Origin of the sequence: Terasakiella sp., assembly GCF_048267425.1 — a bacterium.
In the GTDB taxonomy this organism is placed as follows: domain Bacteria; phylum Pseudomonadota; class Alphaproteobacteria; order Rhodospirillales; family Terasakiellaceae; genus Terasakiella.
Genome location: NZ_JBLWXN010000002.1, coordinates 239,388 through 252,854, shown reverse-complemented (window position 1 = coordinate 252,854; position 13,467 = coordinate 239,388). Strand labels below are relative to the sequence as shown.

Annotated in this window: 10 protein-coding genes; 8 read left to right on the top strand and 2 right to left on the bottom strand. The window is 47.9% G+C overall.

Going from position 1 to position 13,467, the window contains the following annotated elements; genetic code table 11:
* Positions 1-44: 44 nt before the first annotated feature.
* Positions 45-1,625 carry a hypothetical protein gene (locus ACN0VA_RS04385; protein ID WP_417819966.1) on the bottom strand — a complete coding sequence of 527 codons (1,581 nt, stop codon included), beginning with the start codon at positions 1,623-1,625 and terminating at the stop codon, positions 45-47.
* A 100-nt stretch (positions 1,626-1,725) separates the two neighbouring features.
* On the opposite strand from ACN0VA_RS04385, the gene ACN0VA_RS04380 reads away from it, so the two are divergent.
* From ACN0VA_RS04380 to ACN0VA_RS04345, 8 genes are all read left to right on the top strand, one after another.
* A complete protein-coding gene (locus ACN0VA_RS04380) occupies positions 1,726-2,202 on the top strand; it encodes a thioesterase family protein (RefSeq protein ID WP_417819965.1) in 477 nt (158 codons plus the stop codon).
* Positions 2,203-2,293: 91 nt separating this feature from the next.
* Positions 2,294-3,340 carry a GGDEF domain-containing protein gene (locus tag ACN0VA_RS04375; protein WP_417819964.1) on the top strand — a complete coding sequence of 349 codons (1,047 nt, stop codon included), beginning with the start codon at positions 2,294-2,296 and terminating at the stop codon, positions 3,338-3,340.
* Between the two features lie 111 nt (positions 3,341-3,451).
* The gene (locus tag ACN0VA_RS04370; protein ID WP_417819963.1) at positions 3,452-3,763 is read left to right on the top strand and encodes an STAS domain-containing protein; all 312 of its coding nucleotides are present in this window, start codon (positions 3,452-3,454) and stop codon (positions 3,761-3,763) included.
* A gap of 98 nt (positions 3,764-3,861) precedes the next feature.
* The gene (locus ACN0VA_RS04365; RefSeq protein WP_417819962.1) at positions 3,862-4,998 is read left to right on the top strand and encodes an ABC transporter substrate-binding protein; all 1,137 of its coding nucleotides are present in this window, start codon (positions 3,862-3,864) and stop codon (positions 4,996-4,998) included.
* A 58-nt stretch (positions 4,999-5,056) separates the two neighbouring features.
* Complete coding sequence (locus tag ACN0VA_RS04360; protein ID WP_417819961.1) at positions 5,057-6,832, top strand: chloride channel protein; 1,776 nt, start codon at positions 5,057-5,059, stop codon at positions 6,830-6,832.
* Between the two features lie 64 nt (positions 6,833-6,896).
* Positions 6,897-9,200 (top strand): ATP-dependent helicase, encoded by a 2,304-nt coding sequence (locus tag ACN0VA_RS04355; protein ID WP_417819960.1) that lies wholly within the window; start codon positions 6,897-6,899, stop codon positions 9,198-9,200.
* The gene (locus ACN0VA_RS04350; protein ID WP_417819959.1) at positions 9,200-10,213 is read left to right on the top strand and encodes a lipid A deacylase LpxR family protein; all 1,014 of its coding nucleotides are present in this window, start codon (positions 9,200-9,202) and stop codon (positions 10,211-10,213) included. The genes ACN0VA_RS04355 and ACN0VA_RS04350 overlap by 1 nt, the downstream gene beginning before the upstream one ends.
* 89 nt (positions 10,214-10,302) lie before the next feature.
* Positions 10,303-11,178, top strand: a complete 876-nt coding sequence (locus ACN0VA_RS04345; RefSeq protein ID WP_417819958.1) for a 50S ribosomal protein L11 methyltransferase — start codon at positions 10,303-10,305, stop codon at positions 11,176-11,178.
* On the opposite strand, the gene ACN0VA_RS04340 is transcribed toward ACN0VA_RS04345, so the two are convergent.
* Positions 11,179-13,245, bottom strand: a complete 2,067-nt coding sequence (locus tag ACN0VA_RS04340) for a HAMP domain-containing methyl-accepting chemotaxis protein (protein ID WP_417819957.1) — start codon at positions 13,243-13,245, stop codon at positions 11,179-11,181. It abuts the gene before it with no gap.
* Between the last annotated feature and the right edge of the window lie 222 nt (positions 13,246-13,467).

The following is a 13,467-nucleotide window of genomic DNA, read 5'->3' as shown; positions in this document are numbered from 1 at the left end:
TTTTTGACCATTAGGAAGGTGAACAATATTTCCTTGCCTTGGCTTTACCCGCACCGATCGGCAGACAATCCGGGGAAGTCTTTGCCTGAAAAACGGCAGCGATTGGCCCCGGTGCGTTTGCCGATGGCGCGGCAGAAATCCAGTTGGCTGGGTTTCTTCAATTGAATGCCGTTGATCTTGTTTTGATCATCAAAGGCAAAGTCGATTTGCCAGAGGTTGGGATCATTTTCCAATTGGGCGAGGGTGGCGCGGTGGTTTCCGCGTTGTCCTTGTCCCTGACTATAACACCCATAGGCCTTGACGGGTAACATCATCAAATATTCAGCAGCGTTGTTTTTATCCAAAGCCGGGGCGACAACGTCTTGCGTGTTACTGACAAGCTGGTCGGGTTCGGTTGAAAAAAGAAGGCGGGCTTCATCACGTACCAAGACTTTATCCGTCATCATATCGGCAATCTGATCAAGTGCACTGTCCTTTGTGTTTTTGACCAAACGGGCCACATGGGACAGGGAACGGTTCATATGTGTGACGGTTTGGCTGTTTGGACGTGTGGATTGGATTTGCGGCAGTGTTCGCCCCATGTTTGTGAGCAAGGTGTTGATATCTTCGCCGCTGCATTGTGTATTATAGTCTATATCAGTTGCGAATAAGGCATGAGATTGCATCATCCCCCACAAGACAATTGCGCTGTCTTTTAAGGAAAGGCCTAAACGTTCCTGCAAGGCACCGTTAATGGCATCACAGCTGGGGCGCAAGGCGTCACCGGGGACACTCCAAAAACTGTTTTCCAGATCGCCCAATGCCTGACGGGCCGTTTGCCCGGCGATGGTGTAGGTCATAAGCTCGTTATAAGAGGGGAGCTGGTTTTTATGTTGACTGAGGAGGCTTTCTTTTCCTTCAACGGCTAAGGTTGTCGTGAAGGCGATCTCTCCTGTCTTTGACATAAAACTTAACGCGCTGGCGTAATTTTCAAGATAGGAAATGTCTGTTTTGCTCAGACCTTTCAGGGATGTTTCTTCAACGAGGGCAATGCGTTGAGCAAATGCATCCGGCAGTGCGGACAGAACATGGGCCTGTTCTTTGGAATAAACGGTGTGTTGTGAAAGATAGCTATCGAGTTGTTTTTGAGCATCCTGTCCTAGGTTTTCCAGCTTATCTTTGAGGAGAACGATTTCCAGCGTGGCATTAAGCGGGGCACGTTGTTCCACAAAATAAGGGGTAATGGGGCCTTTTGCGATAAAGGTTTGTTGCCATGTCGTTTGATTCTTTTCGAAAATGTACAGCGGCACATCGGGCATGGTCAGGTTGGGACCATTGTGTAATTTGGCTAGGATAACGACGGTTTGTGTTTTGTCAGATGTAATGGGTTTTAAAAAGACATCAGGTTGCGCAGGGGACGTTTCTGTTTGTGCGACAATGCGCAGATAATCGCTTTGAATGGGAAGCGGGGAGGCTTCCACATTGGCACTCAGGATTCGCTCCTGTGCTGTCTTTTGCGCTTTTTCTATGTCAAAAACGACTTCGGGAGGTGGTGGTGTTTTCTTTTTTGTCTCTTCTTTACATCCCGCCAAGGATAAAATGGCAACCCCGATCAAGCATAGTGTTGTGATGAGTTTCTTATCCATTTTACGACCCCTTGCTCCCTTGATATAAACTGCGATAGCCAACGCAATAAAGAGGACAGCCTAGCACGACTTTGTGCGACTGTTTAGAGGGGAGATGAAAATGAATGAGATTTTACAACGACAAACACGCGTAAAGGCGGAATGGATTGATTATAACGGACATATGAATGTTGCCTATTATGTACTGGTTTTTGATCATTCAACGGATGCGCTTCTTGAAACGTTCGAGCTGGGGGAAGCTTATCGTCAAAGAGAAAATAAGTCATTTTTTGTTGTGGAGTCTCATGTCACTTATGAAAATGAAGTGAAAAAAGATGATTTGTTAGTGGTCAAATCAAAGCTGTTGGGGTATGACACGAAGCGCCTGCAAATTTTTCACGAAATGTTTCTGGGGGAGACCGGTGAAAAATGTGCCACCAACGAAATAATGGTGCTGCATGTGGATATGGGGACACGCAAAACAACCGAGATTGCGGAGCGTTTCAAACCCCTTCTACAAACAGGTGTCGATGGGTCGCTTGCAAATGGGTTTCCTGATAAGTGCGGACGGGCCATCACAAAGCTGCTGAAGAAATGATAAGTGGCCGGGGGAATTTTTCTTTCGACATAAAGGAAAGATCACTATACTAAAGTATAAGGTTCTCATCGACCGTGACGGAGAATAGACGTTGGAATATACGGAGAATACAGACCAGGCGCTGGGCTTTGCAAAACAGGCTTTAGACAAGATGAACGAAATTGGTGTGCCCGCGAATCCACACAATTTTACGATCTGGTTTCATTATTTTAGCGGCACCTATCCCGACCTGAAACGTACGCTTGATATTTTGTTGGGGAACCAGCAGGCGTTTACGGAAACGCGCAATTCCGAGATTTTTCAAAAATTCTTCACATTGGATCAAGAAAGCGCGACCCTGCATGATGCGACAACACGTATGGAAAGCGAGTTGGCGCGCGTGATGTCCACGCTGGACGGTGCGGATGAAGACTTATCCAGTTTGCATGTGTCTTTGCGTGATTTCAGCGATCAGATTTCAAAAACAGACGATAAGTCTGAAATCTTGGCGCTGACCAACAGGATGAATACGCACGTCGCCCAAATTCTTGAAGGACGTTCCGCTGTTGAAGATGAGTTGAAAAATTCTCTTCGCGAAATCAGCGAACTCAAAGACGATCTTGAACGTATGCGCCGCGAAGCCCTGACTGATGGTTTGACCGGGATTGCAAACCGAAAATTATTTGATCTGGAACTGCGTAAATCATCCATGAACGCGATGGCGAATGGCGAAGAACTGGCTTTGTTAATGCTGGATGTGGATCATTTTGATCGTTTTAATGAACATTATGGACACCAAGTTGGCGATCAGGTCTTAAAACTGGTGGCTGTGACGATCAGTGAGTGTATCAAGGGTCAGGATACCGCCGCGCGTTACGGTGGGGATGAGTTTAGCGTTATTTTGCCGCGAACCAATCTGGAAAACGCCCAACGTCTTGCGGAACATATTTGTAAACGTGTCAGCTCCAAAAACGTTGTGAACCGTTCGACAGGGGAGCGACTCGGAAAAATCACCATGTCGGTCGGGGTCGCATTGTTTGAATATGGCGAACCTGTAAGTCAACTTTTGGTGAGGGCTGACCGTACACTGCAAGAGGCTATGAAGAACGGTTACAATCAGGTGTTGACGCAGGTTGATTTAGTTAAACTGGCGAATTAAATATTGAATTTATTTATTAATCTTATTTGACTAGGTGGTCATAAAAGCTTTATAGCCCCCTAAAACCGGAGTACCCTTACGCAATAAAATTACAATTGGGTGGGTCGTGCGATGATTTTAAGTTGTTTGCGACAGGGGGCAAATGTTGCCCTTTGTATTCAGGGGAATTTTACTTTTTTTGAAAACCCGGATTTATCTCCTTTAGCGATTGAAATTGAACGTGGCGGATTTGATCGTGTGATTATGGATCTGCAATCCTGTCATTTAATTGATTCAACGGGATTGGGCCTGATCATGCAAGTCCACGAGCTTTTGGAAGAGAACAATCTTCTTTTGGAAATTAAAAATGCAGAAGGCCAAGTCGCACATATGATCCATGTAGCCGGGTTTAGTGGCCTCCTGTCGGATCAATCTGCGGCATGAGTTTTCTGTTTTAGAGAGGTTCTATATTGGAATGTATTGTATTTATTGATACTAAAACCATGCACGTACAGACCATAACAGAAAAAAAGTAGCTGAGCATGTCACTCTATCATCGAATAATTTTAATAAGCATAGTCGTTTTACCCATAATCTGCGGGACACAGGCCGTTGCACAAGGGGTATTCCGTGTTGCTTTTATAAATCCAGGGGCGACGGATGATCCGTTTTTCAGTTCATTAACATATATGATGCAGGATGCTGCATCGGATTTGAATATTGATCTGGAAGTGATAGATGCGAGCGCGAGTCATATCGAAGTCCGCCGCCGTGGCAATGAAGTGTTGGAACGCGGTAATCCCCCCGATTATTTGCTGTTGATCAATGACCATGATGTGTTGGATGGCGTTATAAAACGAGCCGATATGCTGGGTGTGAAGACCTTTTTGTTTAATGAGGGATTTAGTTCGAGACGATTAAAGGACATCGGAACACCACGTCACCCAATCAAGAATTGGCTTGGGCAACTTTTGCCAAATGATCGAAAAGCAGGGTATTTGCTTGCCAAAGATTTAATTGAACATGCCAAGCGTAAAGCGTCGCATGCAACAATCGATATGGTCGCTTTGAATGGAGCATACAGGGCAAATTCGTCGGAGCTCCGTCTTTTGGGTTTGCAAGATGCACTTGCAGAATATGACAATGTTAAATTGAGGCAAATTGTCCATACGCGTTGGGATGAGAAAAAAGCCTATGACGCAACGCGTGGCCTGCTGGAACGTTATCCCGAAACATCTGTGATTTGGTCGGCAAGCGACCTTATCGCTTGTGGCGCTTTGCGTGCAGTCAAGGAAGTCGGACTGAAGCCTGAAAAAGATATTTTGATTGGCGGAATTGATTGGTCTGACTTTGCGCTTGAGGCTGTCGGCAAAGGTGATTTTCAGGCCAGCGTCGGTTGGCATGTCATGGATGGCGCATGGTCTTTGGTTATGCTTTATGATTATCATCATGGGCATGATTTTCCTGTATCAAGCCATTCTGATTATTTTATTATGAATAAAGACAATATCGGACGTTTTGATCGCTATTTGGGATCAAAAGAAAAGTGGGCAGATATTGATTTTAAGGCGTTCACCAAGACGCATAGCCTTCAGGGTCAATCTTATGATTTTTCCTTGGATGCGGTTTTGAGACATTTATCAGAATCCTCGGTTTTATCCAAGGTTACCACTCATTAACTCTTCATGTGCATGATAGAGTTGAAAACAGCGTAACGTTGGAAAAGGTTTATCGTCGGTGGCACAAGGACGCAACAGGCCCAGTCCGTTTATTTTGCTTACACGCAAGGTGGTCAATAATGACCAACTTGTGATGACGCTTTTGGCTGTTGTTGTCGGGGCCTGTGTTGGCGGCCTTGCAATTTTATTTGTTGAAAAAATTGATTTCTTCCAATCCATCTTTCTCGGTATCAGCGGGGCGTGGATTGCAGATCATATTGCCCAGATGCCGCCTTGGAAGGTGATCCTGACCCCGACACTTGGCGGGCTGCTGGTCGGTTTTATTGTTTATCGATTTCTTGGGAATAGCCGAACCAAAGGTCCGGCAGATGTGATTGCCGCCTGTGAAGTCGGCGGGGCGCAAATGTCGTTGAAAGAAGGATTGTGGGCCGCACTGAGTAGTGGCTTATCCATCTCATCGGGGGCCTCGGTCGGGCGTGAGGGACCGGTGGTGCATTTGGGTGGATCGTTTGCCGCCTGGGTCGGGGGGAAGTTGCAACTGTCACGTTCCAACGCCCGTATTTTATTGGGCTGTGGTGTGGCGGCGGCTGTCTCTGCCTCTTTTAATGCTCCGATTGCGGGGGCGTTGTTTGCACAAGAAGTTATTTTAAGCCATTACGCCCTAAAAGCATTTGCGCCAGTGGTGATTGCCAGTATTTCCGGGACGGTGATTGCCCATCAGGTTGTGGGCAATGTGACGGCTTTCCAAATTCAAGCTCATCATTTTGGATCTTATCTTGAATTTCCGGCGTTTGCGGGCTTGGGGATTGTCAGCGGGTTTGTCGGGGTATTATTTGTCTGGTTGATCCTGAAAACTCAAAAAAAAGTACAAAAAATTCCGCTGCCTGTGTGGGCACACCCGGCAATCGGTGGGTTCTGCGTTGGGGTGATTGCCCTCTGGTACCCTGAGGTTCTCGGTGTGGGATATGAGGCTACTGACAATGCCTTAAAAGGGTCTTATGGCTTTGCGTTATTGCTAGGCCTTTTCATTTTTAAATTTGTGGCGACGGTTTTGTCTTTGGGCTTTGGCTTTGCCGGTGGTGTGTTTAGTCCTTCGTTGGTGATCGGGGCGATGCTGGGCGGAACCTACGGCATCATTGTTGGGGAGCTATATCCCGATTTATGGTCGGGCGTGAGTGCCTATTCCTTGATTGGTATGGCCTCTATGGCGGCTGCGGTGTTGGGTGCACCGATTTCCACAACATTGATCGTGTTTGAATTGACCGGAAATTATTCTCTTACGATTGCGGTGATGTGTGCCTGTGTTTTGGCAACTTTGGTCAATGATCAATTGCATCGTCAATCCTTCTTTTTGGAACAGCTTAAGGAACGCGGTATTGATTTGGGCAATACCTTCAGTACGCAAATTTTGAAAGATTTAAAGGTTTCCGACATTTTACGCCGCGAAGGTGAGTATGTCGCTATGGACGCCAGCTTGAAGGAAGTTCGCAAACGATTTTTACGGGCACCGGGCGGGGTCTTGTATGTGATTGCACATGATAGAAGTCTCTATGGTGCGATTACGTGGGAGCATATGCCCGAAGATGTTTTTGACGCGAACCTGAATGATCTGATTGTGGCGGCTGATATTGCAGACACACGTCCCCCTGTTTTACAAACCGGTGATACGCTGGAGGTTGCCAAAGCGGTCTTGGAAGAAATTAATGTATCTCAAATCGCAGTGGTTTCCCCTGAATTGGGACGGGCCTATATGGGCTGCATTGATGAACGCGAACTCATGGCGGCCTATAACGCAGCCTTGTTGAAAAAACGCAAGCAGGAGCAGGGCGGCTAGCGGGACTAAAATAAATTATTGTTCCCTCTTTGTTTCTTTTTGTGTCGATGCTATAACCGCATCTATGAACGATCCATTTGATTTCAGCGATGACTATCTGGAACCCGCGCAACCGGCACCGGTGCAGGGCCCGCCGTCCTATGTCGAAACCTTAAATCCCGAACAACGCATGGCGGTCGAAGAAACCGACGGGCCAGTGCTTGTATTGGCCGGCGCAGGCACGGGGAAAACGCGCGTGTTGACCACCCGTCTGGCCTATATCATGGATCAAGGTTTGGCCTATGCCGGTGAAATTATGGCGGTGACCTTTACCAACAAGGCGGCGGCGGAGATGAAAGAACGGGTCGCGGCCTTGTTGGGGCGCCCGGTCGAAGGTTGGTGGTTGGGCACGTTTCACGCCTTGGCTGCACGCATGGTGCGCGCCCATGCCGAAGTTGTCGGGCTGACATCCAATTTCACGATCATTGATACGGATGATCAAATCCGCTTGCTTAAGCAGATTATGGAAGCGGAGTTCATTGACGAAAAGAAAAACCCGGCGCGTAATTTGATGGGGGTTATTCAACGTTGGAAAGATCGTGGTCTGAGCCCTGAAAAAGTCTCCCCGGGGGAGGGGGCAGCCTACGCCGATGGGGCAGCCGTTCGCATTTATAAAATATATCAGGAACGCTTGGGTCTAAATAATGCGTGTGATTTTGGTGATTTACTGTTGCATGTTTTGACAATTTTTGCCGAACAGCCGCAAATTCTAGAACAATATCAACGCCGTTTCCGTTACGTTTTGGTGGATGAATATCAGGATACCAACGTGTCGCAATATCTTTGGTTACGGTTGTTGGCCAAGCAGCATCGCAATATCTGCTGTGTCGGTGATGATGATCAGTCGATCTATTCCTGGCGGGGGGCAGAGGTTGCCAATATCCTGAAATTTGAGAAAGATTTTCCCGGCGCCAAGGTTATTCGACTGGAACGCAATTATCGTTCGACCGAACATATTCTGGGGGCGGCGTCCGGGCTGATTTCCTATAACGAGGACCGTTTGGGCAAGACCTTGCAACCTCAAAGCAAGGATGAAGCAATCAAGGTGCGGGTGGAAAGCCTGTGGGATGGCGAAAGCGAAGCCCGTTTTGTTGGCGATGAAATAGAAGCCTTGCAAGCCAAGGGTGAAAGCCTGAATGAAATGGCGATTTTGGTGCGTGCCGGTTTTCAGACCCGCGAATTTGAAGAACGCATGATTACATTGGGCCTGCCTTATAAGGTTGTCGGCGGTTTGCGTTTTTATGAGCGTGAAGAAATCCGCGATGCCATTGCTTATTTGCGGGTGGTCAACCAACCCAATGACAGTTTGGCCTTGGAACGCATTATCAATAAACCCTCGCGTGGATTTGGGCCGAAAACCAAAGGGCTGCAAACGCTGTTGGAATATGCCCGCAAAAGCCAGATATCACTTTATAGCGCGGCGATGACATTGGTGGATACCGATGAATTATCGCCAAAGGCGCGGACTTCGTTGCGTGATTTGCTGGCCCAGTTTGAATTGTGGCGATCCTTGAAAGACGGACTGGATGTGGACGATCTGGTTGGGCAAATTCTGGACGAGTCCGGTTATATGGACTGGCGTATTGCTGAAACCAAAAAACAAAAAGATATGAAGGCACAAGGCCGGGTCGATAACTTGAAAGAACTGGTGTCGGGCCTGAAGGAATTTGAAAGCCTGAATGAGTTTCTGGAACATGTTTCCTTGGTGATGGAGGTTCAGGACAGGGCCGATGATGCCAAGGTGACCATTATGACCTTGCATGCCGCCAAGGGGTTGGAATTTGATAATGTGTTCCTGCCCGGTTGGGAAGAAGGCACCTTCCCCAATCAACGGGCACTCGATGAGTCTGGCAATAGCGCACTGGAAGAAGAACGCCGTTTGGGTTATGTCGGGATTACACGTGCGCGCAAACGTTCCATTATTTCTTATGCGCTGCGTCGTCGGGTGTTTGGGCAATATAACGATATGCTTCCGTCCCGTTTTGTGTCGGAATTACCCGAACCCCATATTGAGACAGGCGGGGAAACCGGAACCCCCAGCGGCGATTATGGCGGCGGAAATTATGGATATTCTAAATTTGGCGGTAGTCCTCAACGTTTTACCTATCGTGGGAAATCAGAAAATCGCCCGGAAAAACTGGTAACAATTGATGCCTTTGATGTCACCGTCTCAGAGGCACCCGATGGTGGATTTCGCAAAGGTGACCATGTGCGACACGGAAAATTCGGGTCAGGGGTTGTGCTGAATGTAGATGGGAATAAATTAGATATTGCTTTTGCCAGTGGCGGGCGGAAAAAAGTGATTGATAGTTTTGTGGAGAAAATCTAATGCGCCGTTATGGGCTATGTGTGTTGAGTGCACTGGTTTTTGGGGCATTTTCTCCTGATCATGCCCATGCGGATATGTTGGATGACTGGGACGGCTGGACGTTTAACATGACGTTGGAAAACGATATGTTTGGTTCGGATACCGATCGGCATTACACCCACGGGACACGTTTTTCATTGGCGGCACCGGAAGGTGACGTTGCCGATTGGTTGCGCGATGCTGCGGGGTATTTTCCTTTCTTTTCTGATGAAGGAACGTTGCGTGCCAGTTATGCCCTTGGGCAGAATATGTATTCGCCGGCTGATATTACCCTGACAGACCCTGCCGATATGGATCGGCCCTATGGTGGTTGGCTTTATGGCAGCTTCGGTCTTGTTTCCGATATGGAAGAACGGGTCGATACGTTTGAACTTACCCTGGGGATGGTCGGTCCGGCATCCTTGGCGGAACCCACACAAAAATTTGTCCACCGTGTTGTCGGAAGTCCGCAGCCGATGGGGTGGGATCATCAATTAAAAAATGAACCCGGTCTTGTGGTCACCTATGAACGCAAATGGCGTCGTTTTATAAATGTGGAAACCGGGCTTTTTGATATGGATCTGGATACCAGCCCTTATGCGGGTGTTTCTCTTGGGAATATCTTTACCCATGCAGAAGCCGGAACCGTGTTTCGATTTGGGCAGGATTTGGAAAAAGACCGGGGTGGTCCGCCGCGTATTCGTCCCAGTTTACCGGGAAGTGATTATTATACCTCAACGGACGGGTTTGTCTGGTATTTGTTTGCCGGTGGCGGGGCACGTGCGGTTGCCCGCAATATCTTTTTAGACGGCAATACATTGGCCGATTCTTACGGTGTGGATAAAAAGCCGTTTGTTTTTGATGTTCAGGCAGGCCTCGCCATGCGCTATCACGACTTGCGGGTTGCTTTTACGCAGATCATCCGCACCAAAGAATTTAAAAAACAACAGTCACCGGATCGGTACGGTGCAATAACGGTATCTTATCAGTTTTAGGCTGGCCTTTATCGAAACAAAGATGGCATTTGTGTCGTTATATGCTATGAGAGGCGGAGATATTCAGCCTTGATTAAGTGGAAATGCATATGACGAATACATTGTGGCGTGTTGATCTGGAAGTTAGCCCCGAGTTGGCCGATGCTTACGAATTCGCACTGGAAGCTTTTTGCGGTGCCGTCACCCAGTATCTGGATGATGATGAACTGGCCCAGCGTATTGAAGCCTATGCAGAAGAAGAACCGGATGAAACAGCCTTGAAAGCAGCTATTGCCGCTGTGGCGGAACGATCCGGGGTGTCTGCACCAACCGTGACGATTACGGCTGTTGAAAATAAAGATTGGCTGGCGGAATATGCGCGAAACTATCCACCCCTTCAAATTGGGCGCTACTTTATTTACGGCTCGCATTTTGATGGCAAATTACCTGCAGGAAAAATCGCTTTGAAAGTCGAGGCTGCGACAGCTTTTGGCACAGGGGAACATGCCTCCACAAACGGGTGCTTACAGGCCTTGGACCGATTGTCCCGGCGTTATAATTTCAAACGCCCGCTGGATATGGGCTGTGGTTCGGCCATTTTGGCAATGGCGATTGCAAAAACGTGGGGGGCATCGGTTGTCGCCAGCGATATTGATGCGCAATCGGTTGATGTCGCGCGTTATAATGCGGAAGTAAATGGGGTGGGCGGTTCTGTGCTTGCCGTATGTGCCAATGGATATAACTCCCCATCGGTGACACGGAATGGGCCTTATGATCTGATTATGGCCAATATTCTGGCGCGTCCTTTGTCAGCAATGGCAAAAGATCTTGCGAAAAATCTGAAACCCGGTGGCTTTGCGGTCTTGGCGGGTTTCTTGGATCGTGATGCAAACTGGGTGTTTGCGGCGCACCGCTGTCATGGTCTGCGTCTGGTTGAACGTATTAAGGTCAACGGTTGGCAAACGCTGGTTTTGCGCAAAAGATAATTAGGCCGCTTTTAAGGCCGATAGGAAGTTTTCGACCTCTGTTTTTAATCGATTGGCTTGGGAGGACACATCTTCCACCGATTGCAAGACTTTGCCTGCCACACTATTGGTGCGGGTTGCGGCATTTTCAACCTGTAAAATACTATCGGAAATGACCGCGCTGTTTTGCGCAACATCATCGACATTGGCGGAGATATCTTGCGTAGCTTGTGATTGCTGGGTGACGGTATCGCGCACATCACCAGCCTGATGCCCCACACTTGAAATCGTTTCGCAAACATCCTGAATAGCGGTGACCGATTGTTGGGTGGTTTCGCGCATGCGGGTAATATGTTCGGTAATTTCCTGTGTGGCACGCGCTGTTTGATTGGCAAGATTTTTGACTTCCCCGGCAACAACGGCAAACCCTTTACCAGCCTCGCCTGCACGGGCTGCTTCGATCGTGGCGTTCAGGGCCAAAAGATTGGTTTGCGCAGCAATATCTTCAATTATACTGACGACCTCGCCAATGCGCGCTGAGGCTTCAGACATCCAGTTGACGGTTTGAGAAGCATTTTCGCCTTTTTCAATTGCGGACTGAATGGCACTGACAGAAGATTTTGCGTTCTCGCTGATTTGGTAAAAGGACTGGGATAAAGCACCGGTCGCGTTTGCGACATGTTCGACATTGCTTTGAGTTTGTTGGGATGCATCTGCGGCTGAACGGGTTTGTTCTAAAGTTTGCAAGGCGACATCCTGCATGGATTGCGCGGACCCTTTCATCGTATCGGCAGATCGTGCGGTATCGGCAAGGACGTTGCGAATTGTTGCGTCAAAATCTTGACTGAGCTTGTCGATACGCAATGCCCGTTCTTCGCGGCGTTTTTGTTCTAAATTCCCGGCGGCTTCCAGACGCAGACGTTCTTCACTGTTTTCTTTAAAGATACTCAGTGCTTGTGCCATCAAACCGATTTCATCTAGGCGGTCTTGGCCGGGGATAAGGGTATCGTTGTCCCCTTCTGCCAGTCGGCTCATGGCTTTGGTCATGTCTGTCACAGGTGTGACGATGGTTCGAACGGACAGGATAATCATGGCAATGGCAACGACAATGGCAAGAATTGCTAAAAGATAGGCGGTGCCCGTCAACGCCCTTGTTGCATCCTGCGCATTTATGCCCGCCTGTTCCATTGTTTGACGGGTCAGGGGAACAAGGCCTGTTTTTGAATCGGTCAATTGAGATAAAATACTGCTGGCCAGTGGAATAACATCGTTGACCAATAATTTACGAGAACGGTTCCAGTCTTCACCGGAACGGATTTTGATTAATTCGGCAAACAAAGGGGTCACGGTGTCCGCGGCTTTATTGAACGCTTCAAGATTACTCCGCTGGCTTTCACTTAGAATGTCGGCGTTGGTGTTGAGTTCATCCTTTTTGCTTAAGGCCCAACTCCAGACCGCCTGATATTGATCGGAATAATGTTTTTCACCAGTCAGAAGATAGGCACGGATCGCGCCGCTGACGACAGCAAGGCCGCCTCTGATATCACCCATATGGGCCAGCATGCGTTTTCTTTCTTCTGTGGCAGGTAGGTTGACCTCTTCAATGTAAACTTGTGAAATAGAAGACAGCATGGCATCTGTCAGAGGGGTTACTTTATCGTTGAGTAATTGTGTTGCCGGCAAATCTTCGTTGCTATGGGCGACGGTCTCGACCTTGTCTTGTATCTCTTTGAATCGGATAAGATCGGCCTTCAATTTTTGCCATTTCCCCTGATCTTTGAGAAACGCATCCATTTGTTTGATTTCAGAGAGAATCGTAGCCCACAATTGTGCACGTTGCGTTTTGAAAGCTTCATCATGGGTTAAAACCCATCCGCGTAGTGTGGCCATACTTGCATTAATATTGGATGCCAATTGTGCACCGCTAAAGGCAATAGGCGCACTTTTCGCAACGATGTTTTCAACGGCACGATCAACCTGATTGCTTTTGAAGATCGTTACCGACAGGCTGATTAACATCAAGACGGACAAGGTCGCGAAAGCAAAGCTGAGGCGCGTTTTTAAAGATTTTTTGGGTAGGGAAACCATGAGGGGCTCTCTCTCTAAGATCAAGCAGAAATTGTACAAGTCTTCGTGGGTCTATTTTGTAAAAAAAATGAAGAATAGCTAATCAAGTACGATCACATTTTCGTGTGTGGCGTGGTGTAGAGGGGTAGTTATTTACAGTGTCAGTTGCATTTTCCGATGGAAACTTTTGATTTATATGCATAGGATAAAGGGAGGGAAGCTCCGCCTAGAAAATGCGGAGAT

Excerpts from the sequence above, each read along its gene's own strand:
- ACN0VA_RS04365 (WP_417819962.1), top strand. The coding sequence starts at position 3,862 with ATGTCACTCTATCATCGAATAATTTTAATAAGCATAGTCGTTTTACCC.
- ACN0VA_RS04350 (WP_417819959.1), top strand. The coding sequence starts at position 9,200 with ATGCGCCGTTATGGGCTATGTGTGTTGAGTGCACTGGTTTTTGGGGCA.
- ACN0VA_RS04355 (WP_417819960.1), top strand. The coding sequence starts at position 6,897 with ATGAACGATCCATTTGATTTCAGCGATGACTATCTGGAACCCGCGCAA.
- ACN0VA_RS04340 (WP_417819957.1), bottom strand. The coding sequence starts at position 13,245 with ATGGTTTCCCTACCCAAAAAATCTTTAAAAACGCGCCTCAGCTTTGCT.
- ACN0VA_RS04345 (WP_417819958.1), top strand. The coding sequence starts at position 10,303 with ATGACGAATACATTGTGGCGTGTTGATCTGGAAGTTAGCCCCGAGTTG.
- ACN0VA_RS04370 (WP_417819963.1), top strand. The coding sequence starts at position 3,452 with ATGATTTTAAGTTGTTTGCGACAGGGGGCAAATGTTGCCCTTTGTATT.
- ACN0VA_RS04385 (WP_417819966.1), bottom strand. The coding sequence starts at position 1,625 with ATGGATAAGAAACTCATCACAACACTATGCTTGATCGGGGTTGCCATT.
- ACN0VA_RS04380 (WP_417819965.1), top strand. The coding sequence starts at position 1,726 with ATGAATGAGATTTTACAACGACAAACACGCGTAAAGGCGGAATGGATT.